A 15,496-nucleotide genomic window follows, 5' to 3' on the forward strand; every position below is an offset into this window, starting at 1 on the left:
GGCTGGGTTCTTCAACCGGTGGGCTGGCCGCGGTTGATATTGAGCGCGAAGTTGAAGCTGCCATCAGCGTGAGGCTCCACCCAAGGCGGGCGTGGCACGCAAGTTAGTGGCCGGTGGCACGGGTGCAGCGCTGTCTTTCTTGGGGGTCAACATGGCACGCACTCGGCCAGCTGGTGCACCAGGTTGACCCACGCTGCCTGGGGCACCGGCCAGCGGCGCGCCATCTAGCGTGAACACATCGGTGAGGTTGTTGTAGACAATGACGCCAGCGTTAAATTCATCGTTGAGCGCTGCGCCCTGGTAACGGCGCAACTGCGCTTGGTTGATGAATTTGACGACGTCGGCACGACCATCGTAGTCAATGCGTTCGCCTTCGCCTTCAATGAATTCGTCAAGCCCCTCGCGCTTTTGCCTGAAAAACGCCCGCTTGCCTGACTCACCGGTGACCACACCAAACTGGTAACCCTGTGGGTCTTGGCGCACTTCAAGGCGGGCACCACGAATCAGAATCGTGCCTTTGGTCAGCACCACGTTGCCACTGAACACGCTGACTTGCTTGAGGTCGTCATAGCGCAGCGCATCGGCCTCGACGTTCATGGGCTTGTCACGGTCGGCTTTCTCGGCACCTGCGGTAGGTGCGAGACACACCCAAACGGCGGCCACAAGACAGTTCAACAGAGGGGATTTCATAAGGGCACGAATCTTGCTAAAAATGTGCCTTCATTGTAGCGAGACAAGCCCGCTACCTCGCTAGCATCAGAGGTTTAATCAATGCCCTTTGCGGGCAAGATCAATCAGAAAATCAGTCACAAACAAGGCGCGATCCATGCTTTTGGCCAAAGACCCGTCGGTGTAATAACGCCCGGCCACGCCAATGGCAGGCACGCCTTCGAGTTGGTAGGCTGAGGCAAGCTGTTTGGCACGGGTGGCCTTGGTGGAGGCCGAGAACGAGTTGAACTGCGCCAAAAACTTGGTCTTGTCCACGCCTTGCTTCACCACCCAATCCACAATGGCTTCAGCTTTGGTGAGTTGCAGTTTCTCAGAGTGGATGGCCTTGAACACCCGGGCGTGCAAGCTATCGAGCTGCCCCATGGCTTCCAGCGCATAAAACAGGCGCTGCTGCGGCACAAACGAGTCGTTGAACGCAATCGGCACGCGCTTGAAGGCGACATCTTTGGGCAGCTTGTTCAGCCAGGCCGCCAGGGCGGGTTCAAACGCATGGCAGTGCGGGCAGTTGTACCAAAAAAATTCAATCACCTCGACCTTGCCAGCCGGTGCATCCACTGCCACGGGTTTGTCAAGCTTGATGAAATCTGTGCCAGTTTTGGGGGTGTTGGTTTGTGCCCAAAGCACAGCAGGGGTGGCACTGGCGGCCAGTGCAGCCGCACAGCCCAGGCCAGACACAAAGTTACGACGTTGCATGGATGACATCTCCAGTGGGTTGATCAAAAGGGTATCTGAGCCAGTGCGGCTCAAAAAGTTCAGCGCTGCACGCGCACCAGCGCGGTGTCAATGCCCATGGCATCGAGTTTGCTTTTGGCTTTGTCTGCCACCTCACGAGAGTCATAAGGGCCGGTGCGCACCCGGTAGACCACCCGGCCAGCTTGCTCGCGCTCTGACAATTTGGTTTCTACCCCGGCCAGTGACAACTTGGCGCGCTGCCCCTCGGCATCTTCAGGGGTACGAAAAGCGCCCACTTGCACAAAGTAGCTAAATGGCTCAGCCGCAGCCTCTTTGCTGTTGCTTTTGGCCTTGGCCAGGTCGCCCAAGGGGTCAGCAGACACAGCCGGTTTGAGTTCAGGCTGAGCCGGTGTTTTTGGGGGCGCTTTGGCTACAGCTGACTCTTTGGCAGGGGTTGCTGCAGTCTTGGCAGGGTCTTGGGTGGGTACTGCACTGGGCAACACGGTTTCAGCTGGAGCTGAAGGGCGGGCTTGATTTTTGCCATACAGCGGGGTATTGGGGTCCCAGTCTTTGTTTTTCTGAGCTTCTGTGGCCTCTTTTTCAGCCGTTTGACCGCCAATTTTGTTCAAGAACGACACCGGCACTTTGGTCACATACACCGCCACTCCCAAGGCCGCGCCCAAACCCACCACCAGCCCCAAGACAAAGCCCAAAAAGGTGCCACCGCGTTGCGACTTGTTCAGCCAAATATTCATTTCAAAAACCTTGTTGGAGGGTTGAACCCAAATAATCCATTAAGCGGCACTTCGTGCCTGCATGATGCCTGGCGGAAGATTTGCACTCATGCCCTAATGGATTGTTTGGGTTGAATTACATTTTTTGTGGGGCGCTTACACCCAGCACTGCCAGGCCGTTGCGCAACACCTGAGCGGTGGCCGCCACCAGCGCCAGGCGCGCCAGTTTGACCGCCTCATCGTCAACCAAAATGCGCTCAGCATCATAGTAACTGTGGTAGCACGCCGCCAGCTCACGCAGGTAAAAGGTCACATCATGGGGCGCCAAATCTGCCGCGGCGGCACTCAGCATGTCGGGGTATTTGGCCAGCAGCAGCATCAGAGCGTGTGCTTGCGGGCTGTCCAGCGCAGTCAAATCCACTTGCGCCAAGGTGGTGGCATCGCCGCCCCAACTGGCCAGCACCGAGCAAATGCGCGCATGTGCATACTGCACGTAATACACCGGGTTGTCGTTGTTTTTGGCCACCGCCAAATCGACATCAAAGGTGTACTCGGTATCGGGCTTGCGGCTGAGCAAAAAGAAGCGTACCGCGTCTTTGCTGGTCCACTCGATCAAATCGCGCAGCGTGACATAGCTGCCCGCACGCTTGCTGATTTTGACCTCTTCACCGCCTTTGACAACCCGCACCATGGTGTGCAGCACGTAATCAGGGTAGCCTTTGGGAATGCCGACATCAGCCGCTTGCAGCCCGGCGCGCACCCGGGCAATGGTGCCGTGGTGATCTGTGCCCTGGATGTTGATGACCTTCTGAAAACCACGCTCCCACTTGGCAATGTGGTAGGCCACATCGGGCACAAAATAGGTGTAGTTGCCGTCTTGCTTGCGCATCACGCGGTCTTTGTCGTCACCGTAGTCAGTGGACTTGAGCCACAGCGCGCCGTCTTGCTCAAACGTCTTGCCGTTGGCAATCAGCTTGCTCACTGTGGCCTCCACGCGGCCACTGGTGTACAGGCTGGACTCCAGGTAGTACTGGTCAAACTTGAGGTTGAAGGCCTGCAAGTCAATGTCTTGCTCATTGCGCAGGTAAGCCACGGCAAATTGGCGAATCGACTCCAGGTCTTGCACATCACCACTGGCGGTGAAGGTGCGGTCGTCGGCCTTGACGGTTTTCTTGGCCAAAAAATCATCGGCAATGTCTTGGATGTAATCGCCGTTGTAAAACGCTTTGGAAGCTGGGTTGTCTGGGTCGGTGGGCCAGCAAGCGTCGCCCGGCTTGAAGCCTTGGGCTCGCAGTTGGGTGCTGGTGGCGAGGGTTTGGATTTGCACCCCGGCATCGTTGTAATAAAACTCGCGGTGCACGCGCCAGCCTTGGGTCGCAAACAGATTGCAAATGGCGTCCCCCAACGCCGCTTGGCGGCCATGCCCCACATGCAAGGGGCCGGTGGGGTTGGCTGAGACAAATTCCACCAACATGCGCTGGCCGTTGTCAGGCTGGCTGCCATAACTTGCGGTTTGGTGCAGCACTGAGCGCACCACTTGCTGTTTGGCGGCTGGCTTTAAGGTGATGTTGATGAAGCCTGGGCCGGCAATGTCAAGCGCCGCCACCCAGGTATCAAAGGCCGCTGAGGCGCGCAAGCTGGCACACAAATTTTCTGCCAACTGACGCGGGTTGAGCTTGAGTGGCTTGGCCAGTTGCATGGCTGCGGTGGTGGCCAAGTCGCCATGGGCCGCCACTTTGGGCGACTCGAATGCAGCGCGGGCACCTGCGCCAGGTTGTAAATCTTCCAGTGCGGCGCGCAGGGCTTGTAAAAGTTCGGTTTTGACGGTGATCATGCTCTGATTTTACGGGTGCATCTGTGTGACAAAGTTGCACCAACGCTGTAAACCATGGTCAACGGGCGCGAGGGGGCTGGCGTTGTGTGTTGGAATCCCGACCGGGATTTAACTCTTTCACTTTTTTAAGGACACCCTATGAAACAACTGTTGACACTGCTGGGCTTGAGCGTTTGCATCTCCATGGGCTCTGCCTATGCCGCCGATGCCGCACCCGCAGCGCCTGCTGCAGCTCCTGCTGCCGCGGCACCTGCTGCTGGCAAAACGGCTCAGCAAGGCAAGATGGCCACCTGCAACAAAGACGCAGCTGACAAAAAGGGCGATGAGCGCAAAGCCTTCATGAAAGAATGCTTGAGCGCCAAACCCGCGGCTCCTGCAGCCAGCAAGAAGACCGCCCAACAAGAAAAAATGAAGACCTGCAACAAAGATGCAGGCGACAAGCAGCTCAAAGGCGCTGATCGCAAAGCCTTCATGAAAGACTGCTTGAGCAACAAGGGCTAAGCACTTTCCCTAAGTCCGCCAGATTTATCTGGCAAAACCCCAAAAAAACCCTGCCAGTTCAAGCTGACCAGGGTTTTCTTTTGGCATGATGCAGCCCATGCTGACACGCTCCTCACTGCACCCCTCTCTGTCTTGTGTGATTCCTGCCTTCAATGAAGCCATTAATTTGGCCACACTGTTGCCAGAATTTTTAGCCACGTTAAAGCAGCTCAGTTCACAGGTGGAATTGATTGTGGTGGACGACGGCAGCCGCGACAACACCCTGCACGTGATGCAGCGCTTGTGCCAAAACCACCCTGAGCTGGTTTACCTCAAGCTGTCGCGCAACTTTGGCAAAGAACCGGCCTTGACGGCTGGCATTGAAGCCGCGCACGGCGATGTGGTGCTGCTGATGGATGCCGATGGCCAGCACCCGATTTCTCTGGTGCCTGCTATGTTGGCGCAATGGCGCAACGGTGCGGACGTGGTCTACGCGGTGCGCAAAACCCGGCACGACCAGTCGGGGTTGCAAATCAAGCTCACTGGCTGGTTTTACAAGCTGGTCAACATGGGCAACCGGGTCAAAATTCCAGCCAACGCGGGCGACTTTCGACTGATGGATCGCAAAGTGGTCACCGCCTTGAACCGCCTGCCCGAGCGCAACCGCTTCATGAAAGGCTTGTACGCCTGGGTTGGGTTCAACAGCACCGCCATTGACTACGAGCCCCTGCCCAGAGCAGATGGTCACAGCAACTTTGGTTTGCTGGGCTCGCTGTCACTGGCTTTTACAGGCATTTTGGCGTTTTCCATTGCCCCGCTGCGGGCGCTGACGGTGAGTGGATTTGTGTTGTCGATGTTGGCACTGAGCTACGGCCTGTGGGTGGTGGGCGAGTATTTCATCACCGGCATTGCCGTGCCCGGCTATGCCACCATTGTGGTGGGGATGATGTTTTTCAGCGGCATTCAACTGCTGTCGATTGGCATCCTGGCGGAGTACGTGGGGCGCATTTACGAAGAGGTCAAACAGCGCCCCAACTACCTGGTCAGCCAGCGTGTGGGCGCGGGGCTGGCTTTGCCCGCGCTGGAAGCCATGCTGCCAGAGGCTGCCCTGACTGACGCAGCACCTTCCCCGGTGCGCCCAGTGTGAGCGCCTCGACCTTTTGGTTTTTGATGGTGGGCGGCGCTGCAGCGGCCACTCACATGGGGGTGTTTGCCCTGGCGCAAAGCCACATGTGGCCTGAATTGGCCAATGCCATGGGGTTTGGGGTGGCGTTTGGCGTGAGCTTTGCCGGGCACCGGCTGTTGAGTTTCAAAGACACCAGCACCCCCGTGACCACCAGTTTGCAGCGCTTTGCCGTCACCGCTTTGGCCGGGTTTGCCAGCAACGAACTGGTGTTCATGCTGCTGCTGCGCACCTTGGGCTGGCCCAGCCTGCTGGCGCTATTTGTGGCGCTGCTGTTTGCAGCCGGGCAAACCTTTGTGCTGAGCCGCTTCTGGGCTTTTCGCCGCTGACACCGCCGTGCTGTCACCGCCTGAGCGGTACAAGTCCCACCCCGCGCCTTTGAAATAAAGCGTCCATCCGGGTTGCTGCGCCGCCAGCGCTTGGCCACTGCGCCCAGCAAACCAATGCCCTGGCGTGTGCGCCACATCAGCCAACACGCTCAAGGGTTGCAACACGAGCGCCGCCTGGGCATCAAAATCAGCACCCTCAAACAGTTCACGCTGCCAGCCGTCACCAGCAGATTGGCGCAGCATGGGCCAGTCATTCAGCACCACCATGGGGCGCTGGGTTTGGGCATACAGCGGCAAATCGTAGGGGTAGGCATCAGACACATACACCGTGTCACTCGGGCTGGCGGCGCAGGCCAGCACTTGCGCCAGGTCTTGGGTGCGGCTGGCACGGGTGACAGCGCCCACGTTCAGCACAATGCCCAGCGCCAGCGCCGCATTGACGCCCACCAAACCGACAAAAAGAGGCCGCTCAAAAGGCCGATGCCCCATGGCACGCTGCCAGCCCATGGCGGCCAGCAAAGCCAAGGCCGGCAACACCGGCAAGATGTAGCCCACCAGCTTGGAGTGCGGAATAGAAAAAAACACCAAAATGGCCAGCAACCAACTCCAGCACAGCTTCCACCAAGGCTCACTCATGGCCACATCGGCAGCGCGGGTGGTGGCGGTCACGCGCCGCCATTGGTTGAGCGCAAAAAACAGCCAGGGAAACAACAGCAAGGCCAGCGCCAACAAGTAAAACCAAACCGGCTGCGGGTTGTTGTAGACCGCTGCGGTGTAGCGGTTGAACTGCTGGCCAATGAACATGTAATTGAAAAAATCAGGGTAGCTGCGCTGTGCCAGCACAAACCACGGCAAGGCCACGCCCGCAAACAGTGCCAAGCCGCTGACCCAAGGCAAATACACCACTTTTTTGAGCTGGCCAGACCACACCAGCCACACCAGCATCACCAACCCTGGCAGGGCAAACCCAATCAAGCCCTTGCTGAGCATGCCCATGGCACAAGCCAAAAATCCCAGACGGGCCAACCCGGCATGCGGTTTGTCACCGGCCATGAAGGCAAAGGCAAAGCACCAAATGGCCACACCGATCCAGCTGGCCACCAACATGTCGTGGTTGATGTACTGGCCGCCCACCAAAAAGCCCAGGCTGCTACCGAGCATGATGACGGCACGGCGCGCCGTGGCCTCGCTGCTGATGCGCCGCGCTGCCAGGTAGAGCGCGCACAGCATCAAGCCCGCGTGCAACGCAGGCACCAGCCGCAAAGCCAGTTCACTGACCCCCAACAGTCCCACACTCAGAGCTTCCAGCCAATAAAGATAGGGCGGCTTGTGAAAGAACGGAATGCCATTCAGACGCGGGGTCAGCCAGTCGCCGCTGAGCCACATCCAGCGGCCAATTTCACCGTAACGCCCCTCATCGGGCACGGCAAACGGCCGCAAACTGGCCAGCAGCAACAGCGCCAGCCCAAAGGCGGCCAAGATCAGCCAAGAGGTGCGGCGCTGGGCGGAGGTAGACATGTGGGAGGTAGGCGCAGAGGAAAGATGGTTTTGAATCACCCACTGATTTTAGGGATGGGCGGATTCAAACTGATGTGCTGCGCGTTTCACCCCCTCTACCTCTGGGAGAGGGCAGGGGTGAGGGCTGCCTGCAACCAAGTGACACGAAGATTTGCCCTCACCCTAACCCTCTCCCGAGGGGCGAGGGAACAAGTCCACATCAGTTTGAATTGCGTCCAGAGCCATGCGAGTTTTAACCACTGCGTATTCATCGTGCTGGCAAGCCGACGGGCGGCCAAAGTTGTGCGCCACGTGCCAGCACCACCTGCGCCGCCGACAGCGCCTGGGCAAACTGCAGGCTGGCCAGGTAGGCAAACTCCTGGGCGCGGGCGGTGCCGATCTCATCAGCGGGCTCAACCGTCTGGGCAGGGTGGCACATCAGCAGCCCGGCCTGGGGGGCAACGCGGAGCCAATGCGCCATCAGCGCCGCATAGCGCGCCCCATCACCCTCAAAGTTATATATGCCAAATAAGGCTCTAGCGCTTGTTATACCTGCATGAGTAGCTATTTTTTCAAGAGCATTGGCACCCATCATGGCAATCACCCGGCTTTTCAGATCAGCCAGGCCGGCGGGCGCACGAGAAATCCGCAGGTAAGGTTTGACCCGGTGCGAGGCGTAGCGCGTGTGCAGCACCTGCACCAACGCTTGGCGAATGCCGGCAAACTGCTGCACATGCTGGTGGCCGTCCACATGGTCTGGCGGGGCTTGCCAATGCGCCTCAAACAAGTCCAGCTGGTGCTCAATCACGCGGGTGGCACGGACTGGGTCAAAACCGCGCCACAACGCCTGGCGCATGGCCGCAGCCAGCGGCAAGCCGTGCCCGGCATCCATGGCAAAGCTGCTGGTCCAGTCCAGGTGCAAGCCCACATCGATTTGGCCACGCAGGTCATGCAGCATGGCGGCGTGCTGCGGCCAATGAGGCGACAACACCATGGCACTGGTGGCACTCAGGCGCCCCATTTCAGCCAGTTGAGCAATGCCGCGTGAGGCGCTGGCGTGGACAGCAAAGTCATCAGCACACACCACCATGTGCCGCACCCCCGCCGCGCCAGGCAATTCAGCGGCCATGTACCACCCCAAAATCAGCCTGGCTGAAATGCGCTTTGAGAAAGTCCACCCACAAGCGCACCCGCAGCGGCATCAGCTTGCGCTGGGCAAACACCGCGTAAATGCCGTTGGGTGGCGCAGCAAAGTCGTCCAACACGCTGACCAAGGCACCCGAAGCAATTTCAGCCTGCACCTCCCAGGTGCTGCGCCAGGCAATGCCGTAGCCAGCGCGGCACCAGTCAAACAGCACTTCACCGTCGGTGCAGTTCAGCGGCCCACCAGGTTTGAGGTGCACCACCTCCAAGCCATTTTTGTGGGGCACAGAAAACACCCAACCACGGTTTTGCGAGGCCTCAGAGGACAGCGTCAGACAGTCCAGCCGTAACAAATCACTGGGGTGCTTGGGCGTGCCGTGCTGGCGCAAATAGGTGGGGGTGGCCACGCACAGGCGGCGGTTGTCGGCCAGGCGCACGCTCACCAGGGATGAGTCAGGCAACTCACCCACCCGCACCGCGCAGTCAAAGCCTTCGGCCGTCAAATCGACCACGCGGTCACTCAAATTCAGCGACACCGTGACCTCAGGGTGCAGCTCCCGGAAATGTGGCACCAGCGGCGCCACATGGCGGCGACCAAAACCAGCCGGCGCGGTCAAACTGAGGTGGCCGCGGGCGCGCATGCCACCGGCAGACACCTGGGCCTCGGCATGCGCCAGCTCGGTCAGCAGCCTTTGGCAGTCTTCCAAAAACGCATTGCCCTCGGGCGTGAGGCTGACCCTGCGGGTGGTGCGCACCAGCAGTTTGACCCCCAAGCGCTCTTCCAGCGCGTCCATGCGCCGGCCAATGATGGCCGGTGCCACGCCCTCAAACCGGGCCGCCGAGCTCAAGCCGCCACGGGTGGCCACGGCGACAAAAGTTTCCAGCTGTTTGAGTTTGCTCATGGGGGCTGATTTTCACACCATGGGCGATACACACGGGTCACTTCGCCAGATCAGTCACGGCGGTGGACTTTCACCCCACGCTGCACCCACACAGATAAGGCGTGGTGGTTGGGTCAGGTGACCGGGCTTTGGGGGAAAGGCGCGCGCAAATGGTGCAGGGCGAAATAAGGCCTCAGCCCCGCGCGTGTTTTGCCCCCAAAACCGCATGCACCTGACCCAGCCGCCACGCCGTGCCCGAAACACCACAACAGCAACCATGCCCGAAAAACTACAACAGCAGCAGCGCCAACGGACAGTCGCCCTCGCCCAAGGGGAAAGGTCACCTTAGCGCAGGGCATGTCTTAAGCCAAACCATGCAAAATCGCGGTACTTCGATACCAATCTTGCATTCACTGACTTTTATGACCTCTAGAGTGGCCGCCCAACATCCTGAACCCACCGCAAAGGTGCCTGTGGCGCTCTCTGTGGTGGTGCCGCTTTACAACGAGCGCGCGGTGCTGCCCTTGCTCTTGGAGCGCCTGACCCAAGTGCTGCAGCCGCTGGGCATCAGCTACGAACTGGTGCTGGTGGATGACGGCAGCCATGACGGCAGCGGGGTCTATTTGCTAGAGCAAGCGGCGCGCAACCCATGCATCGTGGCGGTTCGGTTAAGCCGAAATTTTGGCAAAGAGGCGGCGCTGAGCGCGGGCATGGATGTGTCAAGCGGCGATGCGGTGGTGATTTTGGATGCCGACTTGCAAGACCCACCTGAACTCATTGGCAGCATGCTTGAAGCCATGCGGGCAGGCGCAGACATCGTCACCATGAAGCGCCGCACGCGGGCGGGCGAATCGTGGGGCAAGCGCCTCAGTGCCCACCTGTTTTACCGGCTGATGAGCCGCATCAGCCACTTCAAAATCCCGGAAGACACCGGTGACTTTCGGCTGATGAGTCGGCGCGCCGTCAATGCCTTGAACAGCTTGCCCGAGCGCAACCGCTACATGAAAGGCTTGTTTGCCTGGGTGGGTTTTCCAACCCATGTGATCGAATACGACCGCGACCCTCGTGCCGCAGGCAACACCAAATGGAACCTGCTGGGGCTGATCGGCTTGGCGCTGGAAGGCATCACCTCGTTTTCCATCGTGCCGTTGCGCTGGGCCAGCGCTTTGGGGCTGCTGGCCGCTGGGGTGGGCATGTCCTTTGGACTTTGGATTGTGGTGGGGGCGGTGTTTCATGGCAACCCGGTTGCAGGCTATCCATCGATGATTGCCGTCACCACTTTTTTGGGGGGTGTGCAACTGCTCTCGGTCGGGTTGCTGGGCGAATATGTGGGCAAAACCTACTTCGAGACCAAACAACGCCCGCTCTATGTGCTGCGCGATGTGGTGCAAAGCCCACGCCAAGCCAGCCAGACCCCAACCCCCTTGAAGGACTGATTGGATGTGGCGCTTAAGACATGTTGTGTGGCTGTTGGCTTTGTTGATGGCGCTGCGCCTGCTGGGCATGGCGGTAATGCCGCTCACCGGCACATCTGAGCCACGCTACGCTGAAATGGCGCGCCTGATGGCCGAGACGGGCGACTGGATCACCCCCTGGTTCACGCCCGAGCAGCCGTTTTGGGGCAAACCGCCGTTTTCTTTTTGGGTGCAAGCCCTGGCCTTCAAGCTGCTGGGCGTGACCGAGTTTGCCGTTCGCTTGCCCTCGTGGCTGGCCACGCTGGGCAGCATGGGGCTGATTTTTGTCTATGCGCGCAGCCATTTTGGCGTGCAAGTGGCCGCCTGGGCGCTGGGGGTTTATGCCTCGTGCGCATTGGTCTTCATTGCCGCGGGCGCCGTGCTGACCGACCCCTTTCTGGCCTTGGCCACCACCTGGGCCATGGTGGCGCTGGCCATGTCAGCGAAAGCACCCAGCTGGTATTGGCGCTATGGTTTTTTTGTGGCGTTGGCGCTGGGGCTGCTGGCCAAGGGGCCGCTCATTGGCGTGCTGGTGGCCGGCCCCATGCTGCCTTTGATGCTGTTTTACCCCAGCCTGCGCAGCACCGTGCTGCGCCTGCCCTGGCTGACCGGCGGCGCGCTGATGCTGCTGCTGAGCCTGCCTTGGTACGTGTTGGCCGAGCTGAAAACACCCGGCTTTTTGAACTACTTTTTGGTGGGCGAGCATTTTTTGCGTTTCATCGACTCTGGCTGGGCGGGCGACCTGTATGGTGTGGCGCACAAGCGCGTCAAAGGTGCCATTTGGCTGGATGTGGTGGTGGCCTCTTTCCCTTGGGGTTTGCTGGCGCTGGGGCTGGTGTTGCGCCGGGTCATGCAGCCGGCACAACGCGCCTTGCTGTGGCAAAAACGGCAAGACCCGCAAACCGCCTACCTGTTGGCCTGGGCCTTGTTCACCCCCATGTTCTTCACCCTCTCAGGCAACATTTTGTGGACGTATGTGTTGCCTGCGTTGGCCGCTTTCAGCGTGCTGATGGCGCAGGGCATGGCGGCACACCCGGCCACGAAAAGCTGGCACAAACCTGCCCAACTCGGGCTGGTGGCCTTGATGCCGCTGGTGGTCACCGGCTACATGGTGCTGGGTGCGCTGCAGCCAGAGCGCCTGAAAACCGAAAAATACCTGGTGGCCTACGCCAGCGCACAAATGAAACCCGGCGACACGCTGATCTACCTGAATGAAGTGCCTTTTTCTGCCACCTTTTACAGCCGCGAGCAAGCCAAAGCCGTCACCCTGCCTGAGTTGATGACACGCCAGCCAAGTCAAACCACACGCTTGCTGGCGGTACCCAAGCAAGACTGGGGCAAAGTATCTGGTGCCTTCACTGCCCCCCTGCCCCGCTTGTTTGAAAGCCGCGAACACGTCTTGACGGTGATCCCACCGACAGCGCTCCAGCAGGCGCCATGAGGACAAAGCATGAACACCCCTCCTTCTGTCACTGTCACTGTCACCACCACCGCGACGCTACCCCTGCAAGCCGTGCGCGAGCGCCTGCCCAGCCGCAACCACCTCAAAGGCCGCCAGCCTGAAGCCGCTGCGCTGGCTGAGGTGCGCGCCCTGATCGGCCCCGCGCCCCACCCGCGCGACCTGCTGATTGAACATCTGCACCGCTTGAACGACCACTACCGGGGCCTGTTCGAGCGGCACTTGGTGGCGTTGGCGCATGAGATGCGGCTGTCCATGGTTGAGGTGTTTGAAGTGGCCAGTTTCTATCACCACTTTCAGGTGTTGCCTGACAGCGCCACCGCGCCACCCTTGACAGTGCGGGTGTGCGACGGGCTGAGCTGCCAGATGACCGGTGCCCATGACCTGCACCAGCATTTAAGCGAGCAACTTAAAGGGATGTCCGGCGCAGGCGCTGCGGTGCGCCTGCTGGCCACACCCTGCGTGGGGCGCTGCGAACAAGCCCCCGTGGCGGTGGTGCACCAGTGCCCGCTACCCCAGGCCAGCACCAAGACCGTGATTGATCAAGTCAATCTAGCTCTAGCCCAGGCAGAACAAGCACAGGCCGCTGCTAAAAATGTAGTTTCTGAGTTTGATATACAAAATCAGCCTGCAGCCCAACACCCACCTGCACAAGCAGCTATTGAAGATATAGCACCCAGCCATCAGCCAGGTGTCATCACCGGGGCGGCGCAAGCGTGCACCGTGGCGCCAGACTTCATTGACCTGGCGCTTTACCGCCGTGCTGGCGGCTACACCCTGGCCACCGAGCTGGCCGCGGGCACGCGTTCGCATGAGTCGGTGCTGGTGGCGCTGGAAAATGCTGGTTTGCGCGGCCTGGGTGGTGCCGGTTTTCCGGCCGGGCGCAAGTGGCGCATCGTGCGCGAGCAGCCCGCACCCAGGCTGATGGCAGTGAACATCGACGAAGGCGAGCCCGGCACCTTCAAAGACCGCACCTACCTAGAGCGCGACCCGCACCGGTTTCTGGAAGGCCTGCTGGTGGCGGCGCAGGTGGTGGGCATTCAGACTTGCTACATCTATTTGCGTGACGAGTACCACGGTTGCCGCGCGTTGCTGCAAGCGCAAATCAACGCCCTGCAGGCCAACCCGCCTTGCCCGCTGCCCAAGATTGAACTGCGCCGGGGTGCTGGCGCCTACATCTGCGGCGAAGAATCGGCCATGATCGAAAGCCTGGAAGGTAAGCGCGGCGAGCCTCGCCTGCGCCCGCCTTACATCGCCCAAGTGGGCTTATTTGGCCGCCCCACGCTGGAGCACAACTTTGAGACCCTGTTTTGGGTGCGCGACATCGTGCAGCGCGGCCCCGACTGGTTCACCGGCTTTGGCCGCCATGGCCGAACCGGCTTGCGCAGTTTCAGCGTCAGCGGCCGGGTGCGCGAGCCGGGGGTCAAGCTGGCACCGGCGGGCATCACGCTGCGCGAGTTGGTTGACGAGTTTTGTGGCGGCATGGCGCCAGGGCACACGCTTTATGCCTACCTGCCTGGCGGGGCTTCGGGCGGCATTTTCCCAGCCAGTTTGGCCGACGTGCCGCTGGACTTTGACACCTTGCAGCCGCACGGTGGCTTCATTGGCTCGGCGGCGGTGATCGTCTTGAGCCAGCACGATAGCGCGCGGGATGCGGCGCTGGCCATGATGCAGTTTTTTGCCCACGAGAGCTGTGGCCAGTGCACGCCGTGCCGGCTGGGCACCGACAAAGCGGCTACCTTGATGGCGGCCTCCATATGGGACGAAGCCACGCTCAATGACCTGGCAAGCACCATGATGGATGCCTCCATTTGCGGACTGGGTCAAGCCGCGCCCAACCCGCTCTTGAGCGTGCTGCGCTACTTTCGCCACGAGCTGACGGGCGATCACACCGTGCTGGCCGCGGTTGACACGGTGCGCAAGCTAGCGTAGTTCAAGTAGGACGCGGTGGCGGTTTGACTTCAGTGGTCATTGTTGTGCCGGTTGTTGCGATCATCTTTGCCGCGCTTGTCTTTTTTGTCTTTTTTGTTGTTGTGGCGCTGACCGTTGTCATGCCTGCTGGGCAACTCACGCACTTGCATCGGGCGTGCTGCTGGTTCCAGCATCCAACGGCCGGGCTGACGCATGTAGTGGCCGTCACGCTGCTCCCAGCGGTCTGGCTCCCAGCGGTAGCCGGTGCGCTGCACCATCGTGCGCCCGCGCACCCAGATGTGGCGGTCTAAATTCCAGGCCCAGTAACCCGGTGCCCACACGTAGCCAGGCGCCATCATGGGCACAACCTCGTGCATGGGTGCAGGCGGCGCAGGCGGTGCAAACAAAATATTGACATTGACCTGGGCAAACGCCGCACTGGCGGCTGTGAGCGACAGCGACAACACAAAACCTCGAACCATAGGGAAATAAGACATAGCAACCTTGATGTGAATGAGACCACCATCTTGACGCATGAACCACACCTTGTCGGTGCGCTTGCGCACTGACCTATCAGTCATAACGAAAGCCATGCGCGGCAATGGCAGGCGCAGTGGTGGCAAGGTTTGCGGTGGTCAAGGCAGGTTGAACCGAGGAAATCCATTAGGGCGCAGCACGTTGGCTCACCTCACACCTGCGGGCGCACATCGGTTAACAGCCGGTCAAGTTCTTTTTTGACCACGCCATAGCATTCGCAGGCACTGCGCTCCAGCCCGGCGCGGTCAAGCACGCCAATGTGACCACGCCGGTAGCGGATGTAGCCAGCGCTTTGCAAGCGTCCGGCGGCATCGGTCACGCTCTCGCGGCGCACGCCCAGCATGCTGGCCACCAGTTCTTGCGTCATCACCAGGTCGGCGTCGTCGTGCATGCGGTCGAGCGTGAGCAGCAGCCAGCGGCACAGTTGCTGCTCGACCGTGTGGTGGCGGTTGCACGCGGCCGTTTGCGCCATCAGCGTCATCAACGCCTGGGTGTAGCGCAACAGCAGGCGCTGCAGTGCCCCGGCACGGTCAAACTCGGCTTTGAGCACATGGCGATCGAGCTGGTAGGCATGGCCGGCGGTTTGCACCACAGCCGAGCTTGAAGTGGTGTCGCCCCCGGTAAAGAGCGAAATACCCACCATGCCTTCACGC

The 15,496-nt window shown here is 60.2% G+C and carries 15 protein-coding genes; 6 read left to right on the forward strand and 9 right to left on the reverse strand.

The genetic code is table 11. The features are described from left to right. Positions 1 to 63: 63 nt before the first annotated feature. The 4 genes from lptA to argS form a co-directional block, all read right to left on the reverse strand. On the reverse strand, positions 64 to 690 hold the full coding sequence (gene lptA / locus PHT20_RS14825; RefSeq protein WP_301021127.1) for a lipopolysaccharide transport periplasmic protein LptA: 627 nt from the start codon (positions 688 to 690) through the stop codon (positions 64 to 66). Positions 691 to 768: 78 nt separating this feature from the next. Continuing rightward, the gene (locus PHT20_RS14830) at positions 769 to 1,422 is read right to left on the reverse strand and encodes a thiol:disulfide interchange protein DsbA/DsbL (RefSeq protein ID WP_301021128.1); all 654 of its coding nucleotides are present in this window, start codon (positions 1,420 to 1,422) and stop codon (positions 769 to 771) included. Between the two features lie 59 nt (positions 1,423 to 1,481). After that, on the reverse strand, positions 1,482 to 2,156 hold the full coding sequence (locus tag PHT20_RS14835; protein WP_301021129.1) for an SPOR domain-containing protein: 675 nt from the start codon (positions 2,154 to 2,156) through the stop codon (positions 1,482 to 1,484). A 115-nt stretch (positions 2,157 to 2,271) separates the two neighbouring features. After that, the gene (gene argS / locus PHT20_RS14840; RefSeq protein WP_301021130.1) at positions 2,272 to 3,969 is read right to left on the reverse strand and encodes an arginine--tRNA ligase; all 1,698 of its coding nucleotides are present in this window, start codon (positions 3,967 to 3,969) and stop codon (positions 2,272 to 2,274) included. A 138-nt stretch (positions 3,970 to 4,107) separates the two neighbouring features. Here argS and PHT20_RS14845 point away from each other — a divergent pair, with 138 nt between their 5' ends. The 3 genes from PHT20_RS14845 to PHT20_RS14855 all read left to right on the forward strand — a co-directional run bounded on the left by PHT20_RS14845 (position 4,108) and on the right by PHT20_RS14855 (position 5,961). After that, positions 4,108 to 4,470, forward strand: coding sequence for a PsiF family protein (locus PHT20_RS14845; protein ID WP_301021131.1), 363 nt, complete (start codon positions 4,108 to 4,110; stop codon positions 4,468 to 4,470). Positions 4,471 to 4,567: 97 nt separating this feature from the next. Then, entirely contained in the window at positions 4,568 to 5,596 is a 1,029-nt protein-coding gene (locus PHT20_RS14850; protein ID WP_300080930.1) for a glycosyltransferase family 2 protein, read from the forward strand. Then, complete coding sequence (locus PHT20_RS14855; RefSeq protein ID WP_300080933.1) at positions 5,593 to 5,961, forward strand: GtrA family protein; 369 nt, start codon at positions 5,593 to 5,595, stop codon at positions 5,959 to 5,961. Before PHT20_RS14850 ends, PHT20_RS14855 begins: the two co-directional genes overlap by 4 nt. Here PHT20_RS14855 and PHT20_RS14860 read toward each other — a convergent pair. From PHT20_RS14860 to PHT20_RS14870, 3 genes are all read right to left on the reverse strand, one after another. Further along, positions 5,890 to 7,479, reverse strand: coding sequence for a glycosyltransferase family 39 protein (locus tag PHT20_RS14860; RefSeq protein ID WP_300080936.1), 1,590 nt, complete (start codon positions 7,477 to 7,479; stop codon positions 5,890 to 5,892). The two genes, PHT20_RS14855 and PHT20_RS14860, sit on opposite strands and share 72 nt — an antisense overlap. Before the next feature lie 247 nt (positions 7,480 to 7,726). Further along, on the reverse strand, positions 7,727 to 8,587 hold the full coding sequence (locus tag PHT20_RS14865; protein ID WP_301021132.1) for a ChbG/HpnK family deacetylase: 861 nt from the start codon (positions 8,585 to 8,587) through the stop codon (positions 7,727 to 7,729). Beyond that, positions 8,577 to 9,503, reverse strand: coding sequence for a LysR family transcriptional regulator (locus tag PHT20_RS14870; RefSeq protein ID WP_300080942.1), 927 nt, complete (start codon positions 9,501 to 9,503; stop codon positions 8,577 to 8,579). Before PHT20_RS14870 ends, PHT20_RS14865 begins: the two co-directional genes overlap by 11 nt. 401 nt (positions 9,504 to 9,904) lie before the next feature. Between PHT20_RS14870 and PHT20_RS14875 the strand changes: the two genes are divergently transcribed. From PHT20_RS14875 to PHT20_RS14885, 3 genes are read left to right on the forward strand one after another with little or no spacing between them, the layout of a single operon-like run. After that, positions 9,905 to 10,918, forward strand: a complete 1,014-nt coding sequence (locus PHT20_RS14875) for a glycosyltransferase family 2 protein (protein ID WP_301021133.1) — start codon at positions 9,905 to 9,907, stop codon at positions 10,916 to 10,918. Positions 10,919 to 10,922: 4 nt separating this feature from the next. Continuing rightward, a complete protein-coding gene (locus PHT20_RS14880) occupies positions 10,923 to 12,377 on the forward strand; it encodes a glycosyltransferase family 39 protein (protein ID WP_300080947.1) in 1,455 nt (484 codons plus the stop codon). Positions 12,378 to 12,386: 9 nt separating this feature from the next. Further along, on the forward strand, positions 12,387 to 14,327 hold the full coding sequence (locus PHT20_RS14885; RefSeq protein WP_301021134.1) for an NADH-ubiquinone oxidoreductase-F iron-sulfur binding region domain-containing protein: 1,941 nt from the start codon (positions 12,387 to 12,389) through the stop codon (positions 14,325 to 14,327). Between the two features lie 29 nt (positions 14,328 to 14,356). On the opposite strand, the gene PHT20_RS14890 is transcribed toward PHT20_RS14885, so the two are convergent. Next, positions 14,357 to 14,887 (reverse strand): YXWGXW repeat-containing protein, encoded by a 531-nt coding sequence (locus tag PHT20_RS14890; protein ID WP_300080953.1) that lies wholly within the window; start codon positions 14,885 to 14,887, stop codon positions 14,357 to 14,359. 107 nt (positions 14,888 to 14,994) lie between these two features. Continuing rightward, positions 14,995 to 15,496 (reverse strand): Crp/Fnr family transcriptional regulator (locus PHT20_RS14895; RefSeq protein ID WP_301021135.1); only part of this gene is annotated, 502 nt, incomplete at its 5' end.

The sequence above is a fragment of the Rhodoferax sp. genome (assembly GCF_028715765.1).
Taxonomy (GTDB): Bacteria; Pseudomonadota; Gammaproteobacteria; order Burkholderiales; family Burkholderiaceae_C; genus Rhodoferax.

Bases quoted from the DNA above. Each gene is read 5' to 3' on its own strand.
- lptA (WP_301021127.1), bottom strand. From the start codon at position 690: ATGAAATCCCCTCTGTTGAACTGTCTTGTGGCCGCCGTTTGGGTGTGT.
- PHT20_RS14830 (WP_301021128.1), bottom strand. From the start codon at position 1,422: ATGCAACGTCGTAACTTTGTGTCTGGCCTGGGCTGTGCGGCTGCACTG.
- PHT20_RS14835 (WP_301021129.1), bottom strand. From the start codon at position 2,156: ATGAATATTTGGCTGAACAAGTCGCAACGCGGTGGCACCTTTTTGGGC.
- argS (WP_301021130.1), bottom strand. From the start codon at position 3,969: ATGATCACCGTCAAAACCGAACTTTTACAAGCCCTGCGCGCCGCACTG.
- PHT20_RS14845 (WP_301021131.1), top strand. From the start codon at position 4,108: ATGAAACAACTGTTGACACTGCTGGGCTTGAGCGTTTGCATCTCCATG.
- PHT20_RS14850 (WP_300080930.1), top strand. From the start codon at position 4,568: ATGCTGACACGCTCCTCACTGCACCCCTCTCTGTCTTGTGTGATTCCT.
- PHT20_RS14860 (WP_300080936.1), bottom strand. From the start codon at position 7,479: ATGTCTACCTCCGCCCAGCGCCGCACCTCTTGGCTGATCTTGGCCGCC.
- PHT20_RS14865 (WP_301021132.1), bottom strand. From the start codon at position 8,587: ATGGCCGCTGAATTGCCTGGCGCGGCGGGGGTGCGGCACATGGTGGTG.
- PHT20_RS14870 (WP_300080942.1), bottom strand. From the start codon at position 9,503: ATGAGCAAACTCAAACAGCTGGAAACTTTTGTCGCCGTGGCCACCCGT.
- PHT20_RS14875 (WP_301021133.1), top strand. From the start codon at position 9,905: ATGACCTCTAGAGTGGCCGCCCAACATCCTGAACCCACCGCAAAGGTG.
- PHT20_RS14880 (WP_300080947.1), top strand. From the start codon at position 10,923: ATGTGGCGCTTAAGACATGTTGTGTGGCTGTTGGCTTTGTTGATGGCG.
- PHT20_RS14885 (WP_301021134.1), top strand. From the start codon at position 12,387: ATGAACACCCCTCCTTCTGTCACTGTCACTGTCACCACCACCGCGACG.
- PHT20_RS14890 (WP_300080953.1), bottom strand. From the start codon at position 14,887: ATGACTGATAGGTCAGTGCGCAAGCGCACCGACAAGGTGTGGTTCATG.